The 22,430-nt window shown below is 33.2% G+C and carries 22 protein-coding genes; 4 read left to right on the top strand and 18 right to left on the bottom strand.

Annotated features, from left to right (window positions below; all coding sequences use genetic code 11):
* Positions 1-620: 620 nt before the first annotated feature.
* From ACNQGX_RS14030 to ACNQGX_RS13980, 11 genes are all read right to left on the bottom strand, one after another.
* Entirely contained in the window at positions 621-1,007 is a 387-nt protein-coding gene (locus ACNQGX_RS14030; RefSeq protein ID WP_417977246.1) for a hypothetical protein, read from the bottom strand.
* A gap of 599 nt (positions 1,008-1,606) precedes the next feature.
* A complete protein-coding gene (locus ACNQGX_RS14025) occupies positions 1,607-1,816 on the bottom strand; it encodes a tyrosine-type recombinase/integrase (protein WP_417977252.1) in 210 nt (69 codons plus the stop codon).
* 690 nt (positions 1,817-2,506) lie between these two features.
* A complete protein-coding gene (locus tag ACNQGX_RS14020) occupies positions 2,507-3,133 on the bottom strand; it encodes an FMN-dependent NADH-azoreductase (protein WP_417977244.1) in 627 nt (208 codons plus the stop codon).
* A 63-nt stretch (positions 3,134-3,196) separates the two neighbouring features.
* On the bottom strand, positions 3,197-3,784 hold the full coding sequence (locus tag ACNQGX_RS14015; protein WP_417977242.1) for a Crp/Fnr family transcriptional regulator: 588 nt from the start codon (positions 3,782-3,784) through the stop codon (positions 3,197-3,199).
* 291 nt (positions 3,785-4,075) lie between these two features.
* Positions 4,076-4,513 carry a VOC family protein gene (locus ACNQGX_RS14010; protein WP_417977240.1) on the bottom strand — a complete coding sequence of 146 codons (438 nt, stop codon included), beginning with the start codon at positions 4,511-4,513 and terminating at the stop codon, positions 4,076-4,078.
* 42 nt (positions 4,514-4,555) lie between these two features.
* Positions 4,556-5,044 carry a GNAT family N-acetyltransferase gene (locus ACNQGX_RS14005; RefSeq protein ID WP_417977238.1) on the bottom strand — a complete coding sequence of 163 codons (489 nt, stop codon included), beginning with the start codon at positions 5,042-5,044 and terminating at the stop codon, positions 4,556-4,558.
* Between the two features lie 208 nt (positions 5,045-5,252).
* Complete coding sequence (locus ACNQGX_RS14000; protein WP_417977237.1) at positions 5,253-5,975, bottom strand: YqjF family protein; 723 nt, start codon at positions 5,973-5,975, stop codon at positions 5,253-5,255.
* A 270-nt stretch (positions 5,976-6,245) separates the two neighbouring features.
* Positions 6,246-6,395: a DUF4287 domain-containing protein gene (locus ACNQGX_RS13995; RefSeq protein ID WP_417977235.1), complete on the bottom strand. Its 150-nt coding sequence runs from the start codon at positions 6,393-6,395 to the stop codon at positions 6,246-6,248.
* 4 nt (positions 6,396-6,399) lie between these two features.
* On the bottom strand, positions 6,400-6,762 hold the full coding sequence (locus ACNQGX_RS13990) for a DoxX family protein (protein ID WP_417977233.1): 363 nt from the start codon (positions 6,760-6,762) through the stop codon (positions 6,400-6,402).
* An 18-nt stretch (positions 6,763-6,780) separates the two neighbouring features.
* Positions 6,781-7,194, bottom strand: a complete 414-nt coding sequence (locus tag ACNQGX_RS13985) for a VOC family protein (RefSeq protein WP_417977231.1) — start codon at positions 7,192-7,194, stop codon at positions 6,781-6,783.
* A 10-nt stretch (positions 7,195-7,204) separates the two neighbouring features.
* On the bottom strand, positions 7,205-7,612 hold the full coding sequence (locus ACNQGX_RS13980) for a VOC family protein (protein WP_417977229.1): 408 nt from the start codon (positions 7,610-7,612) through the stop codon (positions 7,205-7,207).
* 143 nt (positions 7,613-7,755) lie between these two features.
* Between ACNQGX_RS13980 and ACNQGX_RS13975 the strand changes: the two genes are divergently transcribed.
* A complete protein-coding gene (locus tag ACNQGX_RS13975) occupies positions 7,756-8,733 on the top strand; it encodes a GlxA family transcriptional regulator (RefSeq protein ID WP_417977226.1) in 978 nt (325 codons plus the stop codon).
* A gap of 77 nt (positions 8,734-8,810) precedes the next feature.
* On the opposite strand, the gene ACNQGX_RS13970 is transcribed toward ACNQGX_RS13975, so the two are convergent.
* Entirely contained in the window at positions 8,811-9,215 is a 405-nt protein-coding gene (locus ACNQGX_RS13970) for a GNAT family N-acetyltransferase (RefSeq protein WP_417977224.1), read from the bottom strand.
* Between the two features lie 123 nt (positions 9,216-9,338).
* Positions 9,339-9,470 carry a hypothetical protein gene (locus tag ACNQGX_RS13965; RefSeq protein WP_417977222.1) on the bottom strand — a complete coding sequence of 44 codons (132 nt, stop codon included), beginning with the start codon at positions 9,468-9,470 and terminating at the stop codon, positions 9,339-9,341.
* Between the two features lie 932 nt (positions 9,471-10,402).
* Here ACNQGX_RS13965 and ACNQGX_RS13960 point away from each other — a divergent pair.
* Complete coding sequence (locus ACNQGX_RS13960; protein ID WP_417977221.1) at positions 10,403-10,933, top strand: hypothetical protein; 531 nt, start codon at positions 10,403-10,405, stop codon at positions 10,931-10,933.
* 2 nt (positions 10,934-10,935) lie between these two features.
* Positions 10,936-11,328: a hypothetical protein gene (locus ACNQGX_RS13955; RefSeq protein WP_417977219.1), complete on the top strand. Its 393-nt coding sequence runs from the start codon at positions 10,936-10,938 to the stop codon at positions 11,326-11,328.
* Positions 11,329-11,740: 412 nt separating this feature from the next.
* On the opposite strand, the gene ACNQGX_RS13950 is transcribed toward ACNQGX_RS13955, so the two are convergent.
* The 5 genes from ACNQGX_RS13950 to ACNQGX_RS13930 all read right to left on the bottom strand — a co-directional run bounded on the left by ACNQGX_RS13950 (position 11,741) and on the right by ACNQGX_RS13930 (position 18,323).
* Positions 11,741-12,853, bottom strand: a complete 1,113-nt coding sequence (locus ACNQGX_RS13950) for a restriction endonuclease subunit S (protein WP_417977217.1) — start codon at positions 12,851-12,853, stop codon at positions 11,741-11,743.
* Positions 12,854-12,873: 20 nt separating this feature from the next.
* The gene (locus tag ACNQGX_RS13945) at positions 12,874-14,907 is read right to left on the bottom strand and encodes an HsdM family class I SAM-dependent methyltransferase (RefSeq protein WP_417977215.1); all 2,034 of its coding nucleotides are present in this window, start codon (positions 14,905-14,907) and stop codon (positions 12,874-12,876) included.
* A gap of 254 nt (positions 14,908-15,161) precedes the next feature.
* A complete protein-coding gene (locus ACNQGX_RS13940; RefSeq protein WP_417977213.1) occupies positions 15,162-16,439 on the bottom strand; it encodes a hypothetical protein in 1,278 nt (425 codons plus the stop codon).
* A complete protein-coding gene (locus ACNQGX_RS13935; protein ID WP_417977211.1) occupies positions 16,439-17,452 on the bottom strand; it encodes a nucleoid-associated protein in 1,014 nt (337 codons plus the stop codon). The genes ACNQGX_RS13940 and ACNQGX_RS13935 overlap by 1 nt, the downstream gene beginning before the upstream one ends.
* A gap of 544 nt (positions 17,453-17,996) precedes the next feature.
* Positions 17,997-18,323, bottom strand: a complete 327-nt coding sequence (locus tag ACNQGX_RS13930; RefSeq protein WP_417977209.1) for a hypothetical protein — start codon at positions 18,321-18,323, stop codon at positions 17,997-17,999.
* Positions 18,324-19,352: 1,029 nt separating this feature from the next.
* Between ACNQGX_RS13930 and ACNQGX_RS13925 the strand changes: the two genes are divergently transcribed.
* On the top strand, positions 19,353-22,388 hold the full coding sequence (locus ACNQGX_RS13925; RefSeq protein WP_417977207.1) for a SusC/RagA family TonB-linked outer membrane protein: 3,036 nt from the start codon (positions 19,353-19,355) through the stop codon (positions 22,386-22,388).
* The last annotated feature ends 42 nt before the right edge of the window (positions 22,389-22,430 follow it).

The raw sequence follows: 22,430 nt of genomic DNA, 5'->3' as shown, positions 1-22,430 counted from the left end.
TGGAGATTTACATGGAACTCAACCCATCACTTTGCGAACCGCCGTATACGAGACCCGTACGTACGGTGGTGTGAGAGGCGCACTCCGTCAGTTTCTGGCGGAGCCGTCTACTCGATTGAGTGAGGTTTTTCATTTCTGTTTGGTATATCGGTTTCGATTTTTAAGTTTCATTTAGTCGGTTTAGTTTTGCAAACTTCAACTATTACATCTTACAATTTAGTCACTTCAGTCTGTAAAACAACCTCCGTTCTATTACCCTCAAATATAACAAAATACTCGTATAAAAAGAAGATTATTCTTGTTTTTAAGAAGGTAATATATTACAGGAATTTCTCTAAAACCACTCTTCAAACCACTCCAAAAAAAGAAGCAAACGAGCCTTGGACAACTGCTAGTAATTCGTACCACACGAAAGGATTGACTTCGTAAAATTTCATTTTGTGAGGTAGCTGGGAGTTATTGGACTATTTTATAAACATTAATGGTATTATATCGTTTCTATAATATATAATTCAATTTATTTCAAAAACCCCTATCCAAAATTAAGGATAGGGGTTTTTTATTGTTGTTAAGGGAGTAAAATAATTTGAAATTAATCAAAATATCTTATGCCCTAAATTTTAATCTGCTTTTAAAACACCATCTATATTAGAGATTGTTTTTACTAACGCCAGATTTGTAATCACTAATGAACTGTATTGCCAAGAACCATCACGTTTTTGACAATAGGCTGAAAGCACTACACTTATGTCTTTGGTAGTTTTTGCATAACTTCCACCAGGGATGTAACCGTTTTGCGGTGCATGACCTGAATCATTTACTAATACACCATCATAGTTGGTTACGTTTGATTCTGACAAATCAGTAAGATTTAAACCAGATGCAATCCAGTTCTGATCTCTTTTTTGAGAATGAGCATATAAATTTACTCTAATTTTTTTCGATGTTGCCACATAACTTCCAGTAGGAACAAAATGGGTTAACACCATTGTTTGAGAATTTGACATAATCTTTATTTTTTATATTTAGTCTACTCTTTATTAAGGATTTTCGACGACCTCCAATCAAAAGCGGAATCCGGCTTTCCCTTTTGACACTCAAATTTAGAACTATATTTTCTAAAAAAAACAGGTAAAACTACCTGTTTTTCAACATAATAAACAAAAACAATACTATTTATTAGATGTTTGTTTCAAGTAAAAAAACAATGCTATTTAATTGCTCCCTTTTATAAAACCTATTGATTTTTACCAAACCTTATATATTGAAAAACTAAACGGTAATAGGCTCTACTGAGAAGCAACCTATCAGTAATGATTTTTCGCTTTCTACAAAATGTTGATAAAGGGCTTGAGATTGAATACACCCCAGCTCCACTAAGTATCCTTAAAAAAAATAAATTTGTCGCGCACGCTTTGCAAAATCTAATAATTTTGTATTTTTATTAAAGTTAATGACAATACCGCTTATAATATTTGATGCCTACATCCAGAAATAAAATCTTTGATCATAAAAAGAACTAGCTTAAGAACGATAGTTGGAAAAGTTGAAAGAAGAAATAAAAAAAACGCAGTGAGCATTCCTTATTGTTTTAATCTTGACTGGATTATAACCCAATTGATGCATCCCCATATATAATAGGCTGCAATAGCAATTTATTTCTGATTATCTTTTTTAAAGAGCTACTGCTTACATGAGTATAGATCATGATCGTTTTTGGGCTACTCTGCCCCAATAAATCCTGAATGTAACGCAAATCGGTTCCGCTTTCCAGTAACTGAGTGGCAAAGCTATGAAGTTGTGTATGTAAACTGATATGCTTAGTAATTGATGTCTATATCACAGCTTCCTGTAATACGGTTTGAGCACTCCTGCTACTATAGGATCCTCCGTATTACCTTTCAAACAAAAAAGTTTTCGGCTTATAAATAACATCATATTCTCTTAATAATGCAAGAACTTTAGTCGATAGTAAAGCATTACGGTCTTTTTTTTTGCATTTTTAACATGAATAAGCATCCGTTGACTGTCAATATCGCTAAGTTTCATATTCAGGACATCACTAATTCGGATTGAAAATCCGCCTTTACTTTGTATTTAATAAAAAACACTAAATTTATTCAAAGGAAAACAGGGGTGAACTATATTTCCGAGCCATCGGGTTTTCATTATAAAAATGGCTTCAAAATGTCCATTGTAGAATCTAACAGAGTTACTACAGAATTATTTTCGACCGTACTATATCGAACTTCTTGTAGGCTACTAACATCAAATGCTACGCAATAATTGGAACTAATTTCAAAATCTTTGGAGTAGTTGAGATTTAAATATCTATATAATGCGTCTGAGAAAAGACTAATTTCTTCTAAGCTGTAACCTTTTATTTTTGCAATAAACCAAATTGCACCAATTCTTGAAATATCGTTTTCTTTAAAAGTGAATACATATTGTGGTAATACTTGAACAGGAAACCAAAGAACGTTGACAAACGAGCTCCAGTGGGGTTTTATTTTATTTTCACGATTTGATTGTGTATTTCCAGTTGCGATTTTGCAAATAATTCTCCTCCGTATTCTTCATTGTCAAGTGAAATAATTTCAACGTCCTGTACGCCAAGAATGTTAAAAATAGTTTGTAGATAATTGGTTTGAAAGTTCATATGTGCATTATGTTCTCCCTCCGCATACCCGTTATCCCCTCTGCTAGATAAGATGAATAATTTTTTTTTTTCCAACAGACCGACATAATCTCCGTCTGGTTCTCCCGACCTAAATTTCCACGTTTTATTTATCCGCATTATATTGTCTATGTAGGATTTCAGTCCGCTCGGAATAGACCAATTGTACATAGGAACTCCGATGACATAAATGTCCGCTTCTTTCAATTCTTTTACAAGTATGTTGCTCAACTCCAAAGGTTTTTGGTTTTCTTCGGTTTGGTTTTCAACTATCGTAAAAGAAGCTCCTATCCACTCATTGGTAATGTGCGGAATGGGTGTCAAGCCAACTTCCCGATAGTTGTAAGTGTCTTTGGGATAGTTTTTTGACCACGTTTCTACAAAAAGTTTCGTAAGTGCTCTGCTATGAGATTTTTCCTCTCTTGTGCTTGAATTGATAACTAATACTTTTCTCATTTTTAATTTTTTAAAATTTTAAGCAAAAGTATCTTTAAGGTTTATATACTTTCTTAATCTACATTAAGAACCGAATGAAGATTTTTTACTTCTGAGCATACTCAAAAATTCGGGTGTTATGCCTAAATATGAAGCAATCAGATATTGCGGAATTTTTTGCACTATTTTAGGATATTTTTTCAAGAAATCATCATAACGTTCTTGTGCTGAATGAGCGTTGGTAAGTATAATTCTTTTATGGATAGATGCTGTATAACCTTGCAGAATAAGTCTAAAATAGCGTTCAAATTTCGGAATAGTCAGCAATAATTTTTCAAAAGACTGATAGCTGATTTGCTGAACCACAGACTCTTCTAATGCCTGAATGTTATAAATAGATGGTGTTTGATTGGCAAAACTGTCTAAATCGGTTGCCCACCAATCTTCAATAGCAAAAAATAAAATTTCTTCTTTTCCTGTTTCTGGGTGAATGTAAAATGCTTTAAAACTGCCCAAAATGATAAAACTATCGTATGTGCAAACTTCTCCATTCCGTACCAAATATTCGTTTTTGGCAAGTCGTTTTTGTTTCCAAAACGTTTGTAAAGTTTCAACTTCTTCTGTCGTTAACTTTATTTTAGTCTGTATGTTGTTCAATAAGTGTTCGTTCATAATTCTAACGTCAGTTCGTCTAAAAACCTCCAAACGAACTCAATTTTGATAATTAGAAAGTAAATATATGGGATTTCAACTATAATTCAAACTCTTTCCTGCAACCTTCGATTAGCTATGGGCGGCAAGAGCAAAGCACCAATAGCTGCCCAAGTGCAAAATACAATTTCCTGTCATTAACCGCGTTACAAACGCTACGATTTACCAAGCAATTTAAGTAGGCACTCGATGCAATCAAGCACCAAAGAACGTTGACAAACGAGCTCCAGTGGGATCGTTGTTTTTCTACGCTTAAATTTGTCCATTATAATTTGGGTCAAAATCTACCATCCATTCAATGCCGTATTTGTCTCTAAACATTCCAAAATATGAACCCCAAGGACTGTCTGAAATAGGCATTTCGATTTGTCCACCTGCTGAAAGCCCACTGAATAGTTTGTCGGCTTCTTCTTTGCTTTCAGCACTGATTGATATTTTAGACCTGTTTTCGTTTTCGTTTGTCCGTCCCATACTTTCTGGAACATCATTAGCCATTAAAATATTATTGCCAATAGGCAAAGCAATGTGCATTATTTTATTTGCTTCATTTTCTGCAACTGGAAATTCAGGACTTGCTAAGTCTTTGAAACGCATAATTTTTACGAACTCTCCGCCAAAAACTGATTTGTAAAAATTGAATGCTTCTTCTGCATTTCCGTTGTAGTTTAAATAAGGATTGATAAGTGCCATAATTTTATTTTTTAAATTGTTGTTTAATCTGTTGTCTGCTTGTCATTCTGATAACTTATAAATAAATTCTTCTACTTCTGTTTGTCGTGCATTAGCAAATCCTTTGTCTACTCCAATTTTTATAAAACCACATTTCTCTAAAACCTTTTGTGAACCAAAATTGTCAAATGCAACTCGTCCATATATTGGTCTGGTCAATTCAATTTTTAAAAAATCGTTGAGTGCAGTCGTTGCTATTCCTTGTCCCCAAAATTTTCTGTCAATCCAATAAGTAATTTCCGTGTCGCCTTCCATTACAAATTTCGCAATACTTCCAACAATTGTATTGTCAAAAATGATTGTTTGATTATTTACTGTTGGGTCGTTTAACAATTTTGTGTATTTGTCTATGTATGCTGATTTGTCTGTCGGGTCTTTTGGCATAAATGCAGCTAAATATCCACCCTCTTTGTCAAGTTGAAATTGAAAAAGATTATCCAAGTCTGAAATTTCGGTCGGTCTTAGTTTAATATCAAGTTTATTGTTTGTCATTTTTTGTCTTGTCTGTCAATAAATTCTGTAAGTTTCTTTTCTGTTGTGAGTTTCGGCACAAGTCTCCAGTAACGTTCTGGGACTACAGCGGGTTTGGGACTAAATTAAGCCCATTATTCGGATTTATCAAATCTCCCAAATACAAAATCATTTTCTCATTAAGCCAATTGCCCAAATCAATTGTAGCAAGTGTTACCTGCTGTACTTTCTATACTCTTTGTCGTTTCCAAGCTATTACTTTTACGCCATCTGAATAATGTGTCAAATTTGGTTGTCTGTCAGATAAATTTATGTCACCAATTTTATAGTTCAAATTTAGTTGCTTAATCTCCACGCTTTTTATTTCCCATTCTTTATGATGAATGTCGTAACGATAAAATTCATTTTCATTGTCAAGGTATAAACAATAACGTTCTGTTAGCCATTTGTCTAATTCCGTTTTACATTGTAATTCGTTCTTAATTTCAAATTCTGTGTTAAGATAAAAACCTTTTTTAATATTTTTTGATATATATCTTTTCTCTGTTCGTTTGATATTAGACTTTTCATACGGAAGTCCTGATAGTGCTTTTGCAATAAAAGTTGAAAGTAATTTTTCTGCTTCAATGTTTAAAAAGTAAACTCCTTTTTTATTGTCATTATCAATGTATGTCCTCAAGTTTATTTCTTCAAAGTTTGAAATAAAAGAAATTGAGGGCAGGTATTTTGGTCTAATTTTTTCCATTGTAAAAGCAACTAATGAAACATAACATTTACCATCAAAAGTGTCTATATTGAAGTTTTTTGGAACACATTTTCGTAATATTTCAAATGGGATTGTCCAATGAAAAAATAATGCATTATTCCATTCTTGATAATACTTCCACTTACCATCTGGAAGTTCAAAAGGTCTGTGAGTACTATTAGAAAGTATGTTGTCAATGTTAGTCATTCGTTAGTTTTTGTCATAATATTGCGGGTAACGTCAGTTCTCCCGAAGCGTCGGGATAAAAACCTCCAAACGAACTCAATTTTGATAATTAGAAAGTAAATATATGGGATTTCAACTATAATTCAAACTCTTTCCTGCAGCCTTCGATTAGCTGTGGGCGGCAAGAGCAAAGCACCCATAGCTGCCCAAGTGCAAAATACAATTTCTTGCCATTAACCGCGTTACAAACGCTACGATTTACCAAGCAATTTAAGTAGGCACTCGATGCAATCAAGCACCAAAGAACGTTGACAAACGAGCTCCAGTGGGGGGAATTTGTCCGTCTTTCAGAAATCCTTTCTTTTCTGCCAGTTCTTTAAAGTCAGCAGGCGTTTTGCCGGTCTTAGCTTTAATATTGTTTATATAGGCTTGAAATGACATCGTCTTATTGGCTTAGTTTGTGATACAATTTATAGGAAACAGTTAATATTCCGAAGAAAATTAATGGTATTATGCCTTGAAATCCGAATCCGTCGACAGCAAAATGACTGATACTGGCAAATATAAATACAAAGCCAAAACCGGTGTATGCCCATTCTTTTGCAAATTTTGGTGTTTGCGGAATGATTACTGTTAACGCTCCAATCACTTTAAAGACTACTAATGCATTACCAAAGTAAGCTGGATATTGCATGTGGCTGATGCCTTGTTTGGCAAGTTCTGTTTGTGATGTCAAGGCAGGAATTATGCCTTCCATAATAAAAATGATGATTGTTGTTGTCCAGAATATTATTTTATCTTTTTTCATGATGGTAATTTTAAAAGGTTAATTGTTTTTTAAAGAATAATGAAACATCCACTGATGGCCAAACTTATCCGTAAGATGCCCAAATAAGGCTCCAAAAAAGGTTTCTTCTAATGGATGTGAAGCATCTCCATCTTTGGATAAGTTTGTATACGCTTTTCTTATTTCTTGTTCACTGTTAAAAGTAAGCATCATGGAAACGGCATTACCTTTAATCAAATTTTTAGGTGTCATATCCGATCCCATAATTACAATACCGCCACTTTTAAGCGTGGAATGTAAAATGCATTCTTTCATTTTCGGAGGCATTTGTTCCGCTATTGGCGAATCGGCTATGGTTTGCAGTTCCAGTTCGCCACCGAGACATTCTTTGTAAAATGTCATTGCTTCCCGACAGTTACCGTTGAAAGTCAGATAAGAATTCAGCAGTGCCATTTTTATATTGTTATTGTTGTGGAAATTTCGCCATGTCCATATACAGCACTTCCCAAAGATGTCCGTCTAAATCTTCAAAGCTTCGCTGTTGCATGAAACCATAATCTTTGGCTTCCATTGGTTCTTTGCCGCCAGCTTTTATTGCTTTATCAATCATTGCATTGACTTCTTCGGTACTGTCAACGGATAAACAATTGATTACCGAAGCCGTTTTGAAAGCATTACCCACTTCTTTTGGAGTAAACTCATTGAATTTGGAGTGCGTTAAAAGCATCACATAGATTTCTTCGGTTAAAACCATGCAGACTGCTGTTTCGTCTGAAAACTGTGGATTATTTGTAAATCCAATTGCTGTGTAAAAGGACATTGCCTTTTGTAAATCTGCTACCGGCAGATTGATAAAAATTTTCGTTGCCATTTGTTTAATTTTTTAATTGTTATTTGATAGTACAAAGATGGAGCAGAAATAGAAAAGAGGAAATGTGTAAAAAGGACAACAAAAGGGTGATTTACGACAAACTATTTTTTTATCTTTGAAATAGCATTGAAATTAAAGCTAAGATGAAAAAAGTAAGTATTCTCGTTCCAGAAAGTTCGGTTTTGCAGGCCATTGCAGACCCACAGTATTTGTTTTCGGCAGTAAACCAGTTTATGGCTGCATCAGGTAAAAAACCGTTGTTTGATGTGCAGTTAGTGGGTTTAAAGAAAGAAGTGAAACTAAATGACGGATTATATTCGGTTAATACCTCTCAACTTTTAAAAGACGTTACGGTCACCGATTTGATTGTAATACCTGCTTTGTTTGGCGATATGAAAAGCGCGATTGCCCAGAACCAAAAGCTTTTGCCTTGGATAAACGAACAGTATAATAAAGGAGCAGAAGTCGCTTCATTGTGTGTTGGCGCATTTCTGTTGGCTTCCACAGGTTTGCTGAACGGTAAAAAATGCTCTACGCATTGGGGTTTTCAAAATGAATTCCGTGAAATGTTTCCCGAGGTTGAAGTCATAGACGGAAGTATAATTACAGAAGAACTGCGCATTTATTCCAGTGGAGGTGCAAATTCTTACTGGAACCTGTTATTGCATCTGGTAGAGAAATATACCGACAGGCAAACTGCTATATTGGCTTCTAAATATTTTGCCATTGATATTGATAGAGACAGCCAGGCTACGTTCGCTATGTTTCAGGGACAAAAAAATCATAATGATGCCGCAGTCAAACAGGCACAAGAGTTTATTGAAGATAATATTCAGGAGAAAATTACAATTGATGAATTGGCTGACCTGGTGTTATTAGGCAGAAGGAGTTTTGAAAGACGATTTAAAGTGGCCACCAACAATTCTGTTTTGGAATATATTAATAGAGTGAAAATCGAATTCGCCAAAAAGAGCTTTGAAACAAGCCGTAAAAATATTAATGAAGTGATGTACGATGTGGGTTATACAGATACTAAAGCATTTCGGACTATTTTCAAAAAAATAACGGGTTTAAATCCAATTGAATACCGCAATAAGTACAATAAAATGGCTGTGAATTAATAAGGACTTATTTTTATTTGACCTGTACTCATCAAAGTGCGGCGGTGTGAGATCTTATATTATCCGCACTATCCAGATTATTTCCATTCCGCCCTATTAATTATAAAACTGCTCTCTTGTTTTTCAAATCCAACTTTTGGATAGTAGTCCATGGCAGTGGGAACTGATAAAAGCAAAACCATAGACTGGTCACCAACTTTTTCTCTTGTCATATGTATGAGTTGCTTGCCTATACCCTCTTTCTTGTATTCTTTCCTAACGGCAAGATCTGAAAGGTAACATGCCCAAACCCAATCAGTAAAAGAGCGGGCAACACCAACTAACAGATCATTGTCCCAAGCAGTAATGATAAGATTTGAATTGTCAAACATTTTTTGAATCCGTTCTTTATCATTTGTGGGTCTCGGTAAACCTGCATTGTCGTAAAGCTCAATGATTTGGTCAGCAGTTGGCCTTTTATCAAAACTGTATTCTATGTTCATAATGTCTTTGTTTCTAGGTTTATCAAGGCTTGATGATCGATACCAGCTGTAGTTTTTATTCTTTAATTCCAAAAAGCCATCTACAAATATATGTAAATGGCTCTTTGATTTAAAATAAGATTTTTAGAATTTTCCGTTGTTGTTTTTCCAATTCTCTTTTGTCAAAATTTCTTTAAATTGTCCATAAGAGTCTAAGCCAAGTTTTTGGAGTTTTTCCTTGTCTTCAAGTGTTCCAATTCTATATTTAAGTTCCATTTTCAATATCTGTTCATTTTGTTGGTGTCGTTCAGTATGCTTGCCACCAACGTCAGTTCTCCCGAAGCGTCGGGATAAAAACCTCCAAACGAACTTCAATTTTATTGATTATAAAGTAAATATATGGGATTTCAACTATAATTCAAACTCTTTCCTGCAGCCTTCGATTAGCTGTGGGCGGCAAGAGCAAAGCACCCATAGCTGCCCAAGTGCAAAATACAATTTCTTGTCATTAACCGCGTTACAAACGCTACGATTTACCAAGCAATTTAAGTAGGCACTCGATGCAATCAAGCACCAAAGAACGTTGACAAACGAGCTCCAGTGGGGGGGGGTACGGTAAAAAACAAGATGTTTTTAAGATATTAATTCAGAGAGAAATCTTGCTTTACTATTCCTAAAAACTTTCTTTCTAAAGTCAGAGACTTTTATCATAATTAGAATTTATAAGAAATAAAAAAAATGCGCGAAGTCAAAGACGTTCGCGCAGCATTTTATAAGAACACTTCGAAGAGCGGATTTTATAAATTACGTACCACACGAAAGGATTAGTACGGTAGCGGGGGGCAACATTTACGGTTCTGTTTTTTTTCGTTTCAAATTCAAACTCCAAAATTAAAGTTTTGCTTTTCAGATTCTAAACATCAAACTCTAATATTATGCTTTTAAAATTTTGATTTAAATCCCCAATTTATGATTCAAAATTAGGTGTGTGCATTCGTATGTTTTTGTTGATAAAGGCATTTGTATGCTATTGTTTTTTAGACTATCTTTGCGCCATTAAATGTAAGTAATTATTTGTAATTATTCTAAATAAGAGTTGTTATATTTTTTTGTGACATAAATACATTTATTTTTATTAAATTTAAATTTTCTTACAAAAGATTTCAAGTAGTTTAGTTTTTTAAGTTACAGTAAATCAATAAATTATCATGACAAACCATACGAAAATAGAAAAAACTCCGGGTCTTAATTTGTTTAACAGTTATTTGGCTGATAACAAACACCAAGCAAAGGATTCAAAAATCAATGATTTGTATTATCACGTAAATGTGGTTGCGGAAGCGTATTCGAAAGGTTTTGCAGATGGAGAGAATACAGGTAAAAAAGATTTTTTGGATAAATTAGTTCAATCTACAACTGAAAAATTTATTGAAAAAGCTAATCAAGTATATCTTTGCACAAAGTCTACATTAACTGCACTACATAAAGAACAATATCCAGTTCATTCATTTTATATTAATATATTTCACCAAAATCCAAAAGTTATAATTGTTGTTCCAAATGAAATATTATTGAATGATGATTTTGTAGAACTTTCCTATATGAAAATTCATGAAGTGAAATGTTCATTCAGCTCTTTGTTTAATAGTACTTTAGATATGGGAATAATGGGATGTGAAGATTTAGACGAAAAACTATTAGAAAAAGATGGTTTTGATTATTCTGAATATTTTAACTAAATATGTCGCACAAAAAAAATTTTGGGGAACGCAATAAGGATTTAAGTACTTTGCTATTGCAAGGTAAATTATATTATGATTGGGTTGTAACAACAGCATTTTATTCCGCAATACATCTTGTAGAAGATAGGATTTTACCAGTGAAGATTTCAGGAAAAGAATGTGAGTGTATTGCCGATGTAAGAAGGAATTATAATATGAATGGAAGGCATGAAGCAAGAGAAAGGTTAGTTTTTGAAAAAATGGATTCAAAAGTAGCTGTAAGGTATAAATGGCTAGATGACCGTTCTAGATATTCTAGATATACAACATATAAAATACAGTCTTCTGAAGGTGTTAAAGCAGAAGAATATTTAAATTATATTCATAAAGATTGCTATCCAGAAATAGAATAAGATAAAAATGATGACCACTCTTAAATGAGTGGTTTTTTATTGCTTTCAATTTCAAACTTTTTTATAAGTTTTCTGCAAAAAAAGATGTTGTTTTTAATTGTTATAATTTTCGTGATTTCGGAAAAACTAGCTCAACGTCCCGCTACTACAGCGGGCGTCACTTACAATGACCACTAACATTCCCTTGCTACAAGTGGTTTAGGACTAAATTAAGATTTATTTTCGGTTGTCACAAAACTCTCAAATACAAACCCATATTTACATTAAGCCAAATGCCCAAATTGCTTGTAGCGTGTGTTGGTGTCTGCACTTCTTGTCATCACTAAATTTCAATTTCAACTTGGTTAAAAGATTTCTAAAATTGTTTTTTGCTGATACCAATTCTATTAAAAATAAATGGCTAACCGAAAGGTTAGCCATTTATTTTATTATTGACATACAAAACAACATCTTTGATAGCTAATTTTTGAACAGCGGAAATTAAGGTTTCCATAAATTCATAATCAGGTTTATTTTCTTTTATAGGTAATTGAATGAATTTATTTTTTACAACATTCCATCCGCCTAATTTATTTTTATATGAATATATAGACAAATCAGTTACTTTATTAATACATTGAACGGCAAATAAATACTGTTTAGGCAATAGTTTATAGCCATCAAAAACCCAGCGAATTGCATAAGCATCTGATAAAACTGTAAATTCATTTGATTGAAAGTAAGCACGATAAATATCGCTATTTGAAGGAATCGAAATTACATTTTTTAAAATTGTTGCCCCATCTTGAGGTACAAAATAGTTTAATCCTTGATTTTTAAAACTAGATGTGAGACACGGAAGTGTGTATTTGTCTATTATCTGTTTTGGTAGCTCATCCGCTTTGAAAGATAACTTTTTTGTTGTTATTTTTTCAAATAGAACTTCGAGTCTAAACTCGCCCCACTCAATATCATTAAATTTATTTAAAACCTGTTCTTCTTCTTTTGTTAAGATATAATCTTTTAGGTTATTTTCGATTAAATAGTTTTCTAGCTTAGTTATTCGCTCTGCTTCTAACTCAGCAATAAAGCTTTCCATAAATTCAAAATCTAATTTATTGTTTTTGATAGGTAATTGAATTTTATGATTTTTTATATCTTCTAATTTATAACCTCCTTGTTGACTGTCATAAAGTGAAACAAATTTTTGCAAGCTTACAATCAGATAATAAGCTATTTTTTTATTCCAATTTTCAAAGATTGTTTTTGGAGTTAGTTTATTAATATTCTGAGAACAATAATAAGGTTCTGTTTGATATTTTACATATTTATAGTTTCCTATTACTGTTGCTGTAATTGAAAATGGTTCGTTAGGTTCAAAATTTCTTTTTTGAATCTTCCCTTGAATACCATTATTTTCAAAAGTTCTTCCAACGAAATTAATACCTGTTTTGGTAAAATCTATAGCATTACTGTCTAATGATTTTGTTCCTACAATTTCAAATAAGTCTTCTAACTTATATTCTCCCCACTTAACTTTTTGCAATTTCTCATTAAGTAGGGAATTTACTTTCCCACAACTTCATCTGAGTTTTGATTTTTTAATAAAGTAGAAACTTCCCAAGACAAATAATCACTTACGGTATTTTTAAAATCTTGTAAAGTAGGTTTGGTATCTATTGGTGCTGATTGGTTCCAATCAGTACCATTTTTTGGGTCGATGGTTGCTTCGTGGTATTCTTTTTCTGTAAAAATATTGAGTTTGCTTTTGCCAAAACGCACAAGGCTTACTAGTTCTTCATAGCGTTCTTTGGCTTGATCTGTATCTTTTAGGTTATTGCTTGATTTCTTTCGGTTGGCTCTAGAGTAACCATCATTAGAGAAGTCGATAAACTTTACCATTTCGTCTTTGTGGTGTGCTTCGTTTACTTTGAAGACATATATATTGGTTTGTACGCTTGATTTACCAATGAAAATGTCAATTGGCATTTTGATACTTGCCAAAAGTGTATGCTTTTCTAATATTTTTTGGTTGTATTCTTTTGCTTTACCCGAACCTGCGGAGTTTTGAATAATAATAGAGGCATAGCCTTTATTCATCATTCCCAATGCTTTTTCAACAAAGTTCATACCGTTACCACTTGCAGAATATGGAGGATTTAATATAAAAGCATCGGCTGGGAATTTGTTATTTGTTTTTCCAAAACCATAATTACCATCAAAATCAGACAAGGAATCTTTATTTAAGATATTTGAGCTACCATCGCCCATTAAAATCATATTCAAGATAGCTAACATATAAACGCTTGAAAGCAACTCTAGACCAAGTAATTGTTCAGCTTTTATGATTACTTCTTTTTGAGCAAGTTCTTCTGGTGAAGTAATAGTATTTTTGGCATCGTTTAGCATTTCATTCATAGCCGCAACCAACAAACCCGCCGAACCTGTGGCAAAATCCCACACAAAAGAATCTTTGTTTACTCTTGCTAATTTTACCAAAAGCGAAGCTACATAAGAAGGAGTAAGGACAACATCATTAAGTTTGTCTTGCGAAAAACCTAGCCAACCATACATTTCATTAAATAGCTTTCCAGTGAAATCTGTTGTTAAACCTATTTTGTAATAGATACCTAAATCGTCAACGATTTGAGTAAAAACTTTTTTCAGTTGGCTTTCTCCGTTTTCAACTTTATTTATGTTTTCTGCTAAAAGCGTGTTAGATAAAGTTCTAACGATTAGTTCTTTCTTATCTTGAGGTAAAGCTTTTTCATCTAAAAAAGCTTTAATGCGATTAATTAAAATATCTCCATCACGACCGCCAATAAATGATTGTGATTTTAATTCGGATTTATCAAGTACAGGTACTTTATTAGGAATACCAAGCGTTGCAATAATTGAGGCTGCAACAAGATAAACACGGTCGTTTTCGCCTAATCCTTTTTGCTTCTGATAAATATCGTGATTAAGTTTCCTTAAACTGTCATCAATATCTCTTTCTCGTTGTTCTTTAAGTTTATCAATTTCTACTTGCGTTAAACTCAAAGTTTTTACTTTCTCGATAAACGCATCAAAGTTTTTAGGTGCTAAAAAAGAAAAATCTGAAAACTCGCCAACTTTTTGACCAACACCAAAGTTGTTTTTTGAAACAAAATAAACACCTATTTTGTGTTGTATTTTTCCACTTTCATCTTTATGCCCTGTCATACCAATTGCTATAATGTCGGTGTAGCTTGTATGATGTAAAAGAGCATTAGCATAATGGACTGCTCCGTTTACTGCAAAAAAATTGATGTTTTTAAAATGTGGTTCATTTTTAGCGGTTCTGTTTTCGACTTGATGGTTTGCATCAAGTTTCACCAAACTATTTTTATAACCTTTATACTCAATAAGTATAGGGTAGAAGTTTAAATTTTTGTCTTGCAATAATAGTTTTGCATCGGGACGGTTTGCACCTGTTCCGCCATTTTTAGTAAAATAATCTGAAAGTGCTTTGTCTATTTCAGCATTTAAAGATTCTTGTTCTAATTTATAATTTAACTTATGGGTTTTAAGCCATCCATTAGCTAAATCTGCAATATTCGGTTCTACTGATTGTATCATTGAAATTATATTATTGGCTGTAAAGATAGTTTTTTTGTTAAAAATAAAAAGAGTTTTGCTAACGCAAAACTCTTTTGTTTATTTAAGGTTTTTGTCTTTTTTTCTGCGTTCTGTGTAGCTTTAGTGTTACCACCAACGCTCTGGTACTACAGCGGGTTTGGGACTAAATTAAGCCCTATTTTCGGATTAGCTAAATCATCCCAAATACAAAACCAACTTCCCATTAAGCTAATTACCCAAATCCGTGGTAGCTGTTATGCGACGCTTTTATTTTCCACATTGTTTAATACTGAATTTCTTGAGATTGCTAATATAAAAAGTAAAACAAATGAAATTATGAATATCTGTGTCAAGTTTAAGTTTAAATAGCTAGAAATAAAACCTATCATTATAATATTAGTAATTCCTAAAATCCAAAAATAAGATTCAGTGATTAACTCTAAATGATTAACTCTCGCTGTTATTCTTGATTTTATTTTTGTGAAAATTTCTAATTCTTTTGGGTATTTAGTGAAAAAATTATTTTCTTTTAACGCTTTAAAATCTTGATTTGAAATTGCATCGATATAAGATAAATCATTAAAGTTGATTTTTAGTAATAGGACTAAATATATATTTGTAATAATTATTACAATAATTAAAAGTATAAGAAATATTGAATTTTCTTTTACTTTTTCTATAGCAAATAATGTTGTTACAATGAGTATAGGTAGTCCAATAATTTTTTGAGTTAGATTATTTAAAATTTCAGAAACGTCTTTAAAATATTTAGATTTATATTCATCATACTCTTTTCTAATTTTATCAATAGATAAGTTGTTTAAATAAATCTCAAAATTTATTTTCGCACTATTTGTAATGTCGTTTAATTCCTCAAAAACATTATTTATTCTATTATCAGCATCATATCTACTAGCATATTCAATAATTGAACTTTTTAAAAATTTTGGTAAATGATGATTCTGTTCAACAAAACAATTTTTAAAATTCTCCAGAGAGTTATTTAAATTTATTCTCTCATTAAAATGAAATATTTGGTTATAATATTTAATAATTAATCTGCCTTTATCAGTTAAACTAGTAAAAACTATTTTCCTTGAAATATCATTTAAATAATCTACAAAATGAAAAGCTTCTTCAGTATCAACTTCTTGACTTTTTAAGAAATCGATGAAGCCTTTGAAAGAAATTGTATTTTTGAAGAAATAGTTTTCAGGTTCTTCTTCAAAATTCACAAATGTTATATTGTTTATTAACGAATATGGTAAATTACCTACATTCAAAATTAAAATATTATCATTGTTTTTTATTTCTGTTAATCTTAAGTAAGAATTAAATTCCGAATAAATTTTAATTGGTAAATTTTCTTTTTCAACACTTATAGTTTTATCTCGAATATTTTCATACTCAATATCCAAAGCAATTAGTTGGTTTTCAATATTTGCAGAATATTGAAAATCAACTTTATCTGCTTTAATTTCAAATACAGATTCTTTGAAAATTTCAAATATATTTTTGTGAATTTCCAGCATTATGTATTATTTATTTCTTTTCTCAATGCATCAGCGAAATTTTGTGATTCGATTATTACTAGTTGAGAATTATCTTCGGAAAATCTAACTTTTTCATATAACACACCACGAGAAAATTTCAGGTTTATTCCATCTCTATTAACTTCAAGTTTAATGAATTTTTTTAATTGAATTTTATTAAATCTAAATTCAGTATCAATAGAAATGTTTTTCTCATCTGCAAATTTTGTAATTTTATCCTCATTTTGATACAAATATTGACTCAAGTCTCTTACGTTTATTGTGTCAGTTGGACTATTAGAAGCAAAGCCATAAACTAAATTTCGAAATTCTTCAATATCATATCCAGTTTGAGTTTTTGGATTTATTGGAGGTTCAATTTGTGTTATTATTTTATAAAGTGATTTTGTATAATCAATACTTGATTCAAGCTGTTGAATTGAAATCCAACTTTTAAAATATTCGGATACCTCTTTTTGTCTTAATTGCGTGAATGAAAGATAATTTATTTCCTTATCGTCAATTCTATTTTCATTTATACGACAAGCCATCGCTAAATTTTTTGTGTCAACATATTCAATTGTTTGTATTGAATATGAATTTGCTGTTTTTTTTAAAATTTTGCCTTCTACATCACGAATTAAAAATACTCCGAAAAAATTATAGCCATTATCTGTGTATTCAGTAAAAACAAAGTATCCACCGGTTGCAAAAAACACAGGTTTAATCAATCCAACTAAATTTCCTATAACAAGTCTTGTAAAGCTTATAAAGTCTTTTGTAGTTCTTGTAGAAGTTCTGTATTCTGTGAACTTTTCGGGAAAATATTTACCTTCTGAATCATCAAATATTGCATATAAAATTCTATCACTTTTAAAACTATCAGAGAGTGCAGTTACTAATGCGGTAGATTCATCACTAGCTGGTATTAATTCTTCGGAAAGTATTAAATCTACTTTTTTACTCTCACTTTCTTTCTTTAATTCGTGAATAATAATTTTATTTAATATCATATTTTGTCTTTTGGTTGTTGAATTCTTCTGTTTTTGTGGTAAAGTGTCGCATAACTTGTATATATATCTGATAGCGTCCGACATATCTACTCTAAATAGGCTTGCTATGTCTGACAAACGTCAGTATTTATTTATTCTCAAATATATAATAATTATCTTATAAATCATCAAAAGGGCTCTTAATTTGTCGTATCCCTTTGGCGGGTCAAAAGCTATTAATAAAAAGTCAGGACAGGCTATGAGGCTTAAATCTTATCCCCATTATAAAACAAAAAAAAAGACACCTCATCAGCATCTTTCTACTCCTTCCTCCTACTCTTCCAGCTATCATTATAATGCCTATTCCTCAAATGCTCATAAAACCTCCCCCTCAGGTAAAGACCTAAAAACCAAAAAACAATTAGCCCTATTATTTCATACCATTCCATATCTCAAATATAAGAAGATTATATACATTTAGCATGAAATCAATTCCTCCATTTTTGACAACTATTAATCCCGAATTGACAAGTGTTCAGTATCGCTATAAAACAGAAAAAGATGCCTAGGCATCTTTTTTTGTTTTTAATACGAAATCATCATTTATTCTAGAACCGTATTTTTCTTCTATTAATTTGAAAAAATCTGATAAAGCAATTTTTTTGTAAAAACAAATGATTGCTAACGTTGACACCGGCACTCTATATGATTGGTCATCCAGAATTTTTTTTATAATATGTCGATGTACTCCTAATTCTTGGGCCTGAGGTAAAACGGGCTTATTAACATGCAACCATTCATTTCTTATGTAATCACATATGAATTGGTCAAGCAGAAATACAACTGCTTCTTTCTTAGTGCCTGAAGATTTATTATTCGTTTTATTAACCATTGAGACAAAAGAATATATTATTAACGATATTTATTGTCACGATAGTGACAGTTTAATCTTTTTTTAGTAAGTTTGTAATTGAATACATATATTTGCGTTTCTTCAATTAAAATATTTGAAGCATTCGCTTTGAATTTCGTCTTAGAAAACTGGTAATTTTAAAAGGAACGAAATGATAAGTAAGATGCTCACGTCCCATGGCGTGGGCTCACTTATTGTTCCCCGGTATACCAGTACCTCTAAGGCAATAAGCTGAGTTCCATGCCATTTTTTTTGGCCCAATATTTTGGCATTACTCAACTTCATTCTTAGCACGCTTCTTCATTTTTCATAGTCTCGCAGCAGTTTAACACGCTAAAACCCGCATGCCTATGAGTAAAATAAAAACACGTCCCTAAAACAGCTTAAGCTAAACCTTAGCAGTGGTTTCAATCACTAAACCACAAAATCCCAGTTAGGATAACACCCTTTTCTTAACCGGTCGGGAATTTCTATACCCAGCTTTAAACCCATAACCACTAACTTAAAAACACCTGCACTGAAAGGTCCTTTGAATAAAACACCTAGTTAATTTAATTTGAATTTGTTAATAAAAGGTGCAGGTAATTTTATCATTAAGCAAAAAACAGACAACAGACAACAAATAACCGAAAGCCCACAACCCCCTGTCATCCTGAGCGTAGTCGAAGGACATAACTCATAATCATTAACAATTCACTAAAATAAGATGAAATACTACAAACAAATAAAAGCGGCATTAATAGTGGCATTTATAGCACTTATATTCCTTTGGTTTTCTGGATGCGACGGTTTTACGGGAAGTTAACAAATGTTGCATACAGAATCCGACAAAGAAGTATATAAATCTAATTAAATAATGCCTATGATAAAATAATAACTAAGCCCTTCGACTGCGCTCAGGGTGACAAAAAGTAAGCGCATAAAAAATAGGCCCTCTATCCCGTCAGCAAACTAGTATAGAGGACCATCGCTAACAAAACTAACGTTTCATTTAACTAAACCAATATTATGAAAAAATTTTCATTTTACAAGGGTGGTTCGGCTTTTTGGTACCTGATTATTATCGGGTTCTTATTATCCTACACCCCTACTCACGCCAACAAGCTACTGAGGCAACTGAAGTCCTTACCTCAAGAAATCCAAATAAGCGGTACCATCACTGATGGTACAAACCCCTTACCCGGCGTAACAATTTCCATAAAAGGTAAAGCAACAACTGCTGCTATCTCTGACTTCGATGGGAAATTTACTATAACAGCATTGCCTGACGATACTTTAGTGGTTACTTTCATGGGATTTAAAACTGTTTTAGAACCTGTAAACGGTCGAAAAACAATACACCTACAATTACAGGAAGATACAACCACACTTAAAGAAGTAGTGGTAAATGCCGGTTACTATTCTGTAAAAGAAAGCGAGCGCACCGGAAGTATTGCTAAAATCACGGCAAAGGACATCGAAAAACAACCTGTTACCAATGTACTTGCTGCTATGCAAGGACGTATGGCTGGCGTGAGTATTACCCAAACCACAGGAGTGGCTGGCGGTGGTTTTGAAATTGAAATTCGCGGGCAGAACAGTTTACGCGCGGACGGCAACCGCCCTTTATATATTATTGATGGTGTACCTTATGCCTCTGATGCTATCGGAAGTTCCTTTACGTCAAGCACTACGCCACAACTAACTAGCCCACTTAACAGTATTAATCCTGGTGATATTCAAAGTATTGAAATACTTAAAGATGCGGATGCTACCGCTATTTACGGCTCACGCGGTTCCAATGGTGTTGTACTAATTACGACCAAAAGAGGCAAGGAAGGAAAAACCCGCTTCACTGCAAACTATTCAAGTGGGTTTGGCCAAGTAACACGCTTTCTTAAACTGATGAATACTCCGCAATATCTGCAAATGCGAAGAGAGGCTTATGCTAATGACGGCATTACGGATTATCCCCAAGATGCTTATGATGTTAACGGAACATGGGACCAAAACCGGTATACAGATTGGCAAAAAGAACTTATAGGCGGGACAGCCAGCTTTACCACGTTGCAATCCTCTTTATCAGGTGGATCAGAACAGACGCAGTTTATACTAAGTGGCAATTATAGTAAAGAAACTACTGTTTTCCCTGGCGATTTTAAATATAATAAAGCCAATGTACACCTGAATATTAATCATCAATCTGACAATAAGAAATTCAGGATTAATTTTACAGGTGGTTATACTATTCAGGATAATTTACTTCCTCCTGTTGATTTTACTCGGGAAGCCATTAAACTTGCGCCTAATGCACCTGCACTTTATGACGCAACGGGAAATCTTAACTGGGAGAATAACACTTTCAACAATCCACTTGCCAGTCTTGCCGGAAAATTTGACAGCAATACGTATGACCTAATTGCTAATTCGCTCTTATCGTATCAACTAATCAAAGGACTGGAGCTCAAATCGAGTTTTGGATTCAGCGACCTTCGACATGAAGAGACACAAACATTGCCATCAACAATATACAATCCAAGTTATGGGATTGGTAGTGAAGCCTCTTCCATTTTTAAGAACAAAACAAATAGGCAGTCGTGGATAATTGAACCGCAGCTACACTTTGACTATCAGTTTGGGAATTTAAAAACGGATGTTCTTGCGGGAGCAACTTTTCAGCAGCAGACTGGAAATCAGATCGTCAATTTGGGATATGGATTTGCAAGTAACAGTCTGATCAATGATCCAGGAGCAGCTTATCACTATTCAATCAGGAGCAGTAATCAATCCGTTTATAAATACCAGGCTTTTTTCGGAAGGCTAAACTTGAAGTGGCAGGAGCGGTATATTATCAATTTTACCGGACGACGGGATGGTTCGAGTCGTTTTGGTGCAGGAAAACAATTTGCAGTTTTTGGGGCAGTAGGTGCTGCATGGCTTTTCGGGAATGAGAAAATTATAAAAGACAATGCATCTTTTTTAAGTTTTGGAAAACTACGGGCAAGTTACGGAACTACTGGAAATGATCAGATAGGCGATTACCAGTACCTTGACACTTACAGTACTTCGGGAAGCCATTATCAGGGAATTAATGGGCTCAGCCCAACCAGACTCTACAATCCAGATTTTGGATGGGAAACCAATAAAAAGTTTGAAGTGGCTCTGGAAACAGGTTTTCTAAATGACCGAATTTTTACTACTATAGGCTGGTATCGCAATCGTTCGTCAAGCCAACTCGTGGGTATACCGCTACCCGGGACGACCGGATTTACTGAAGTACAAGCAAATTTAAATGCTACAGTTGAAAATACAGGTTTAGAGATTAGTCTTCGAACTATGAACATAAAAACTTCTAAATTCAGCTGGGTAACAAATCTTAATTTTACTCAAGCACGCAACAAACTTTTGTCTTTTCCCAATCTGGAAGGCTCTCCATACAAATACCAATTTGAAATCGGGAAACCATTAAATATTACAAAAGTTTATCATTATTTGGGTTTAGCCCCTCAGAGTGGCATCTACCAATTCGAAGATGTGAACAGCGATGGGATAATTTCTTCAGGTGCTGACAGAAAATATATAGTGGACCTTAATCCTAAGTACTACGGTGGATTACAGAATCAATTTCAATATGGACCTGTACAGCTTGATTTCCTTTTTCAGTTTGTGAAACAACTCAACTTTAACCAAACTTTTAGATCCATGATGCCAGGACGAATGCTTAATCAGCCTGCGGCAGCTACTGAGCGCTGGCAAAATTCCGGGGATCCTGGTCCATACCAGATTTACAGTAGTGGCAATAATTATACTATACAGGTAGCCAACACAAGACATGCACAAAGTGATGCTGGAATTAGTGATGCTTCGTACATCAGGCTTAAGAATATCTCGCTTTCGTTTGACCTGCCGGAGCGATGGACAAAAAAAATAAAGTGCAGGCTTAGTATACAGGGACAGAATATGCTGACTATTACTTCCTACAAAGGTGCAGACCCCGAATTTAAAACGGCAGGTTCCTTGCCTCCACTTCGGATCTATACAACAAGCTTGCAACTTACTTTTTAACCTAAAGATCATAAACATGAAAAAGAATACTATTTTTTTACG

The sequence above is a fragment of the Flavobacterium glycogeni genome, assembly GCF_048286775.1.
Taxonomy (GTDB): domain Bacteria; phylum Bacteroidota; class Bacteroidia; order Flavobacteriales; family Flavobacteriaceae; genus Flavobacterium.
This window is presented reverse-complemented; position numbering and strand designations above follow the sequence as displayed.

Excerpts from the sequence above, each read along its gene's own strand:
- ACNQGX_RS13960 (WP_417977221.1), top strand. The coding sequence starts at position 10,403 with ATGACAAACCATACGAAAATAGAAAAAACTCCGGGTCTTAATTTGTTT.
- ACNQGX_RS14005 (WP_417977238.1), bottom strand. The coding sequence starts at position 5,044 with ATGACAAACAATAAACTTGATATTAAACTAAGACCGACCGAAATTTCA.
- ACNQGX_RS13990 (WP_417977233.1), bottom strand. The coding sequence starts at position 6,762 with ATGAAAAAAGATAAAATAATATTCTGGACAACAACAATCATCATTTTT.
- ACNQGX_RS13980 (WP_417977229.1), bottom strand. The coding sequence starts at position 7,612 with ATGGCAACGAAAATTTTTATCAATCTGCCGGTAGCAGATTTACAAAAG.
- ACNQGX_RS13995 (WP_417977235.1), bottom strand. The coding sequence starts at position 6,395 with ATGTCATTTCAAGCCTATATAAACAATATTAAAGCTAAGACCGGCAAA.
- ACNQGX_RS14000 (WP_417977237.1), bottom strand. The coding sequence starts at position 5,975 with ATGACTAACATTGACAACATACTTTCTAATAGTACTCACAGACCTTTT.
- ACNQGX_RS13965 (WP_417977222.1), bottom strand. The coding sequence starts at position 9,470 with ATGGAACTTAAATATAGAATTGGAACACTTGAAGACAAGGAAAAACTC.
- ACNQGX_RS13975 (WP_417977226.1), top strand. The coding sequence starts at position 7,756 with ATGAAAAAAGTAAGTATTCTCGTTCCAGAAAGTTCGGTTTTGCAGGCC.
- ACNQGX_RS14030 (WP_417977246.1), bottom strand. The coding sequence starts at position 1,007 with ATGTCAAATTCTCAAACAATGGTGTTAACCCATTTTGTTCCTACTGGA.
- ACNQGX_RS13955 (WP_417977219.1), top strand. The coding sequence starts at position 10,936 with ATGTCGCACAAAAAAAATTTTGGGGAACGCAATAAGGATTTAAGTACT.
- ACNQGX_RS13985 (WP_417977231.1), bottom strand. The coding sequence starts at position 7,194 with ATGGCACTGCTGAATTCTTATCTGACTTTCAACGGTAACTGTCGGGAA.
- ACNQGX_RS13940 (WP_417977213.1), bottom strand. The coding sequence starts at position 16,439 with ATGCTGGAAATTCACAAAAATATATTTGAAATTTTCAAAGAATCTGTA.
- ACNQGX_RS13935 (WP_417977211.1), bottom strand. The coding sequence starts at position 17,452 with ATGATATTAAATAAAATTATTATTCACGAATTAAAGAAAGAAAGTGAG.
- ACNQGX_RS13945 (WP_417977215.1), bottom strand. The coding sequence starts at position 14,907 with ATGATACAATCAGTAGAACCGAATATTGCAGATTTAGCTAATGGATGG.
- ACNQGX_RS14015 (WP_417977242.1), bottom strand. The coding sequence starts at position 3,784 with ATGAACGAACACTTATTGAACAACATACAGACTAAAATAAAGTTAACG.
- ACNQGX_RS14020 (WP_417977244.1), bottom strand. The coding sequence starts at position 3,133 with ATGAGAAAAGTATTAGTTATCAATTCAAGCACAAGAGAGGAAAAATCT.
- ACNQGX_RS13930 (WP_417977209.1), bottom strand. The coding sequence starts at position 18,323 with ATGGTTAATAAAACGAATAATAAATCTTCAGGCACTAAGAAAGAAGCA.
- ACNQGX_RS14010 (WP_417977240.1), bottom strand. The coding sequence starts at position 4,513 with ATGGCACTTATCAATCCTTATTTAAACTACAACGGAAATGCAGAAGAA.
- ACNQGX_RS13925 (WP_417977207.1), top strand. The coding sequence starts at position 19,353 with ATGAAAAAATTTTCATTTTACAAGGGTGGTTCGGCTTTTTGGTACCTG.
- ACNQGX_RS13970 (WP_417977224.1), bottom strand. The coding sequence starts at position 9,215 with ATGAACATAGAATACAGTTTTGATAAAAGGCCAACTGCTGACCAAATC.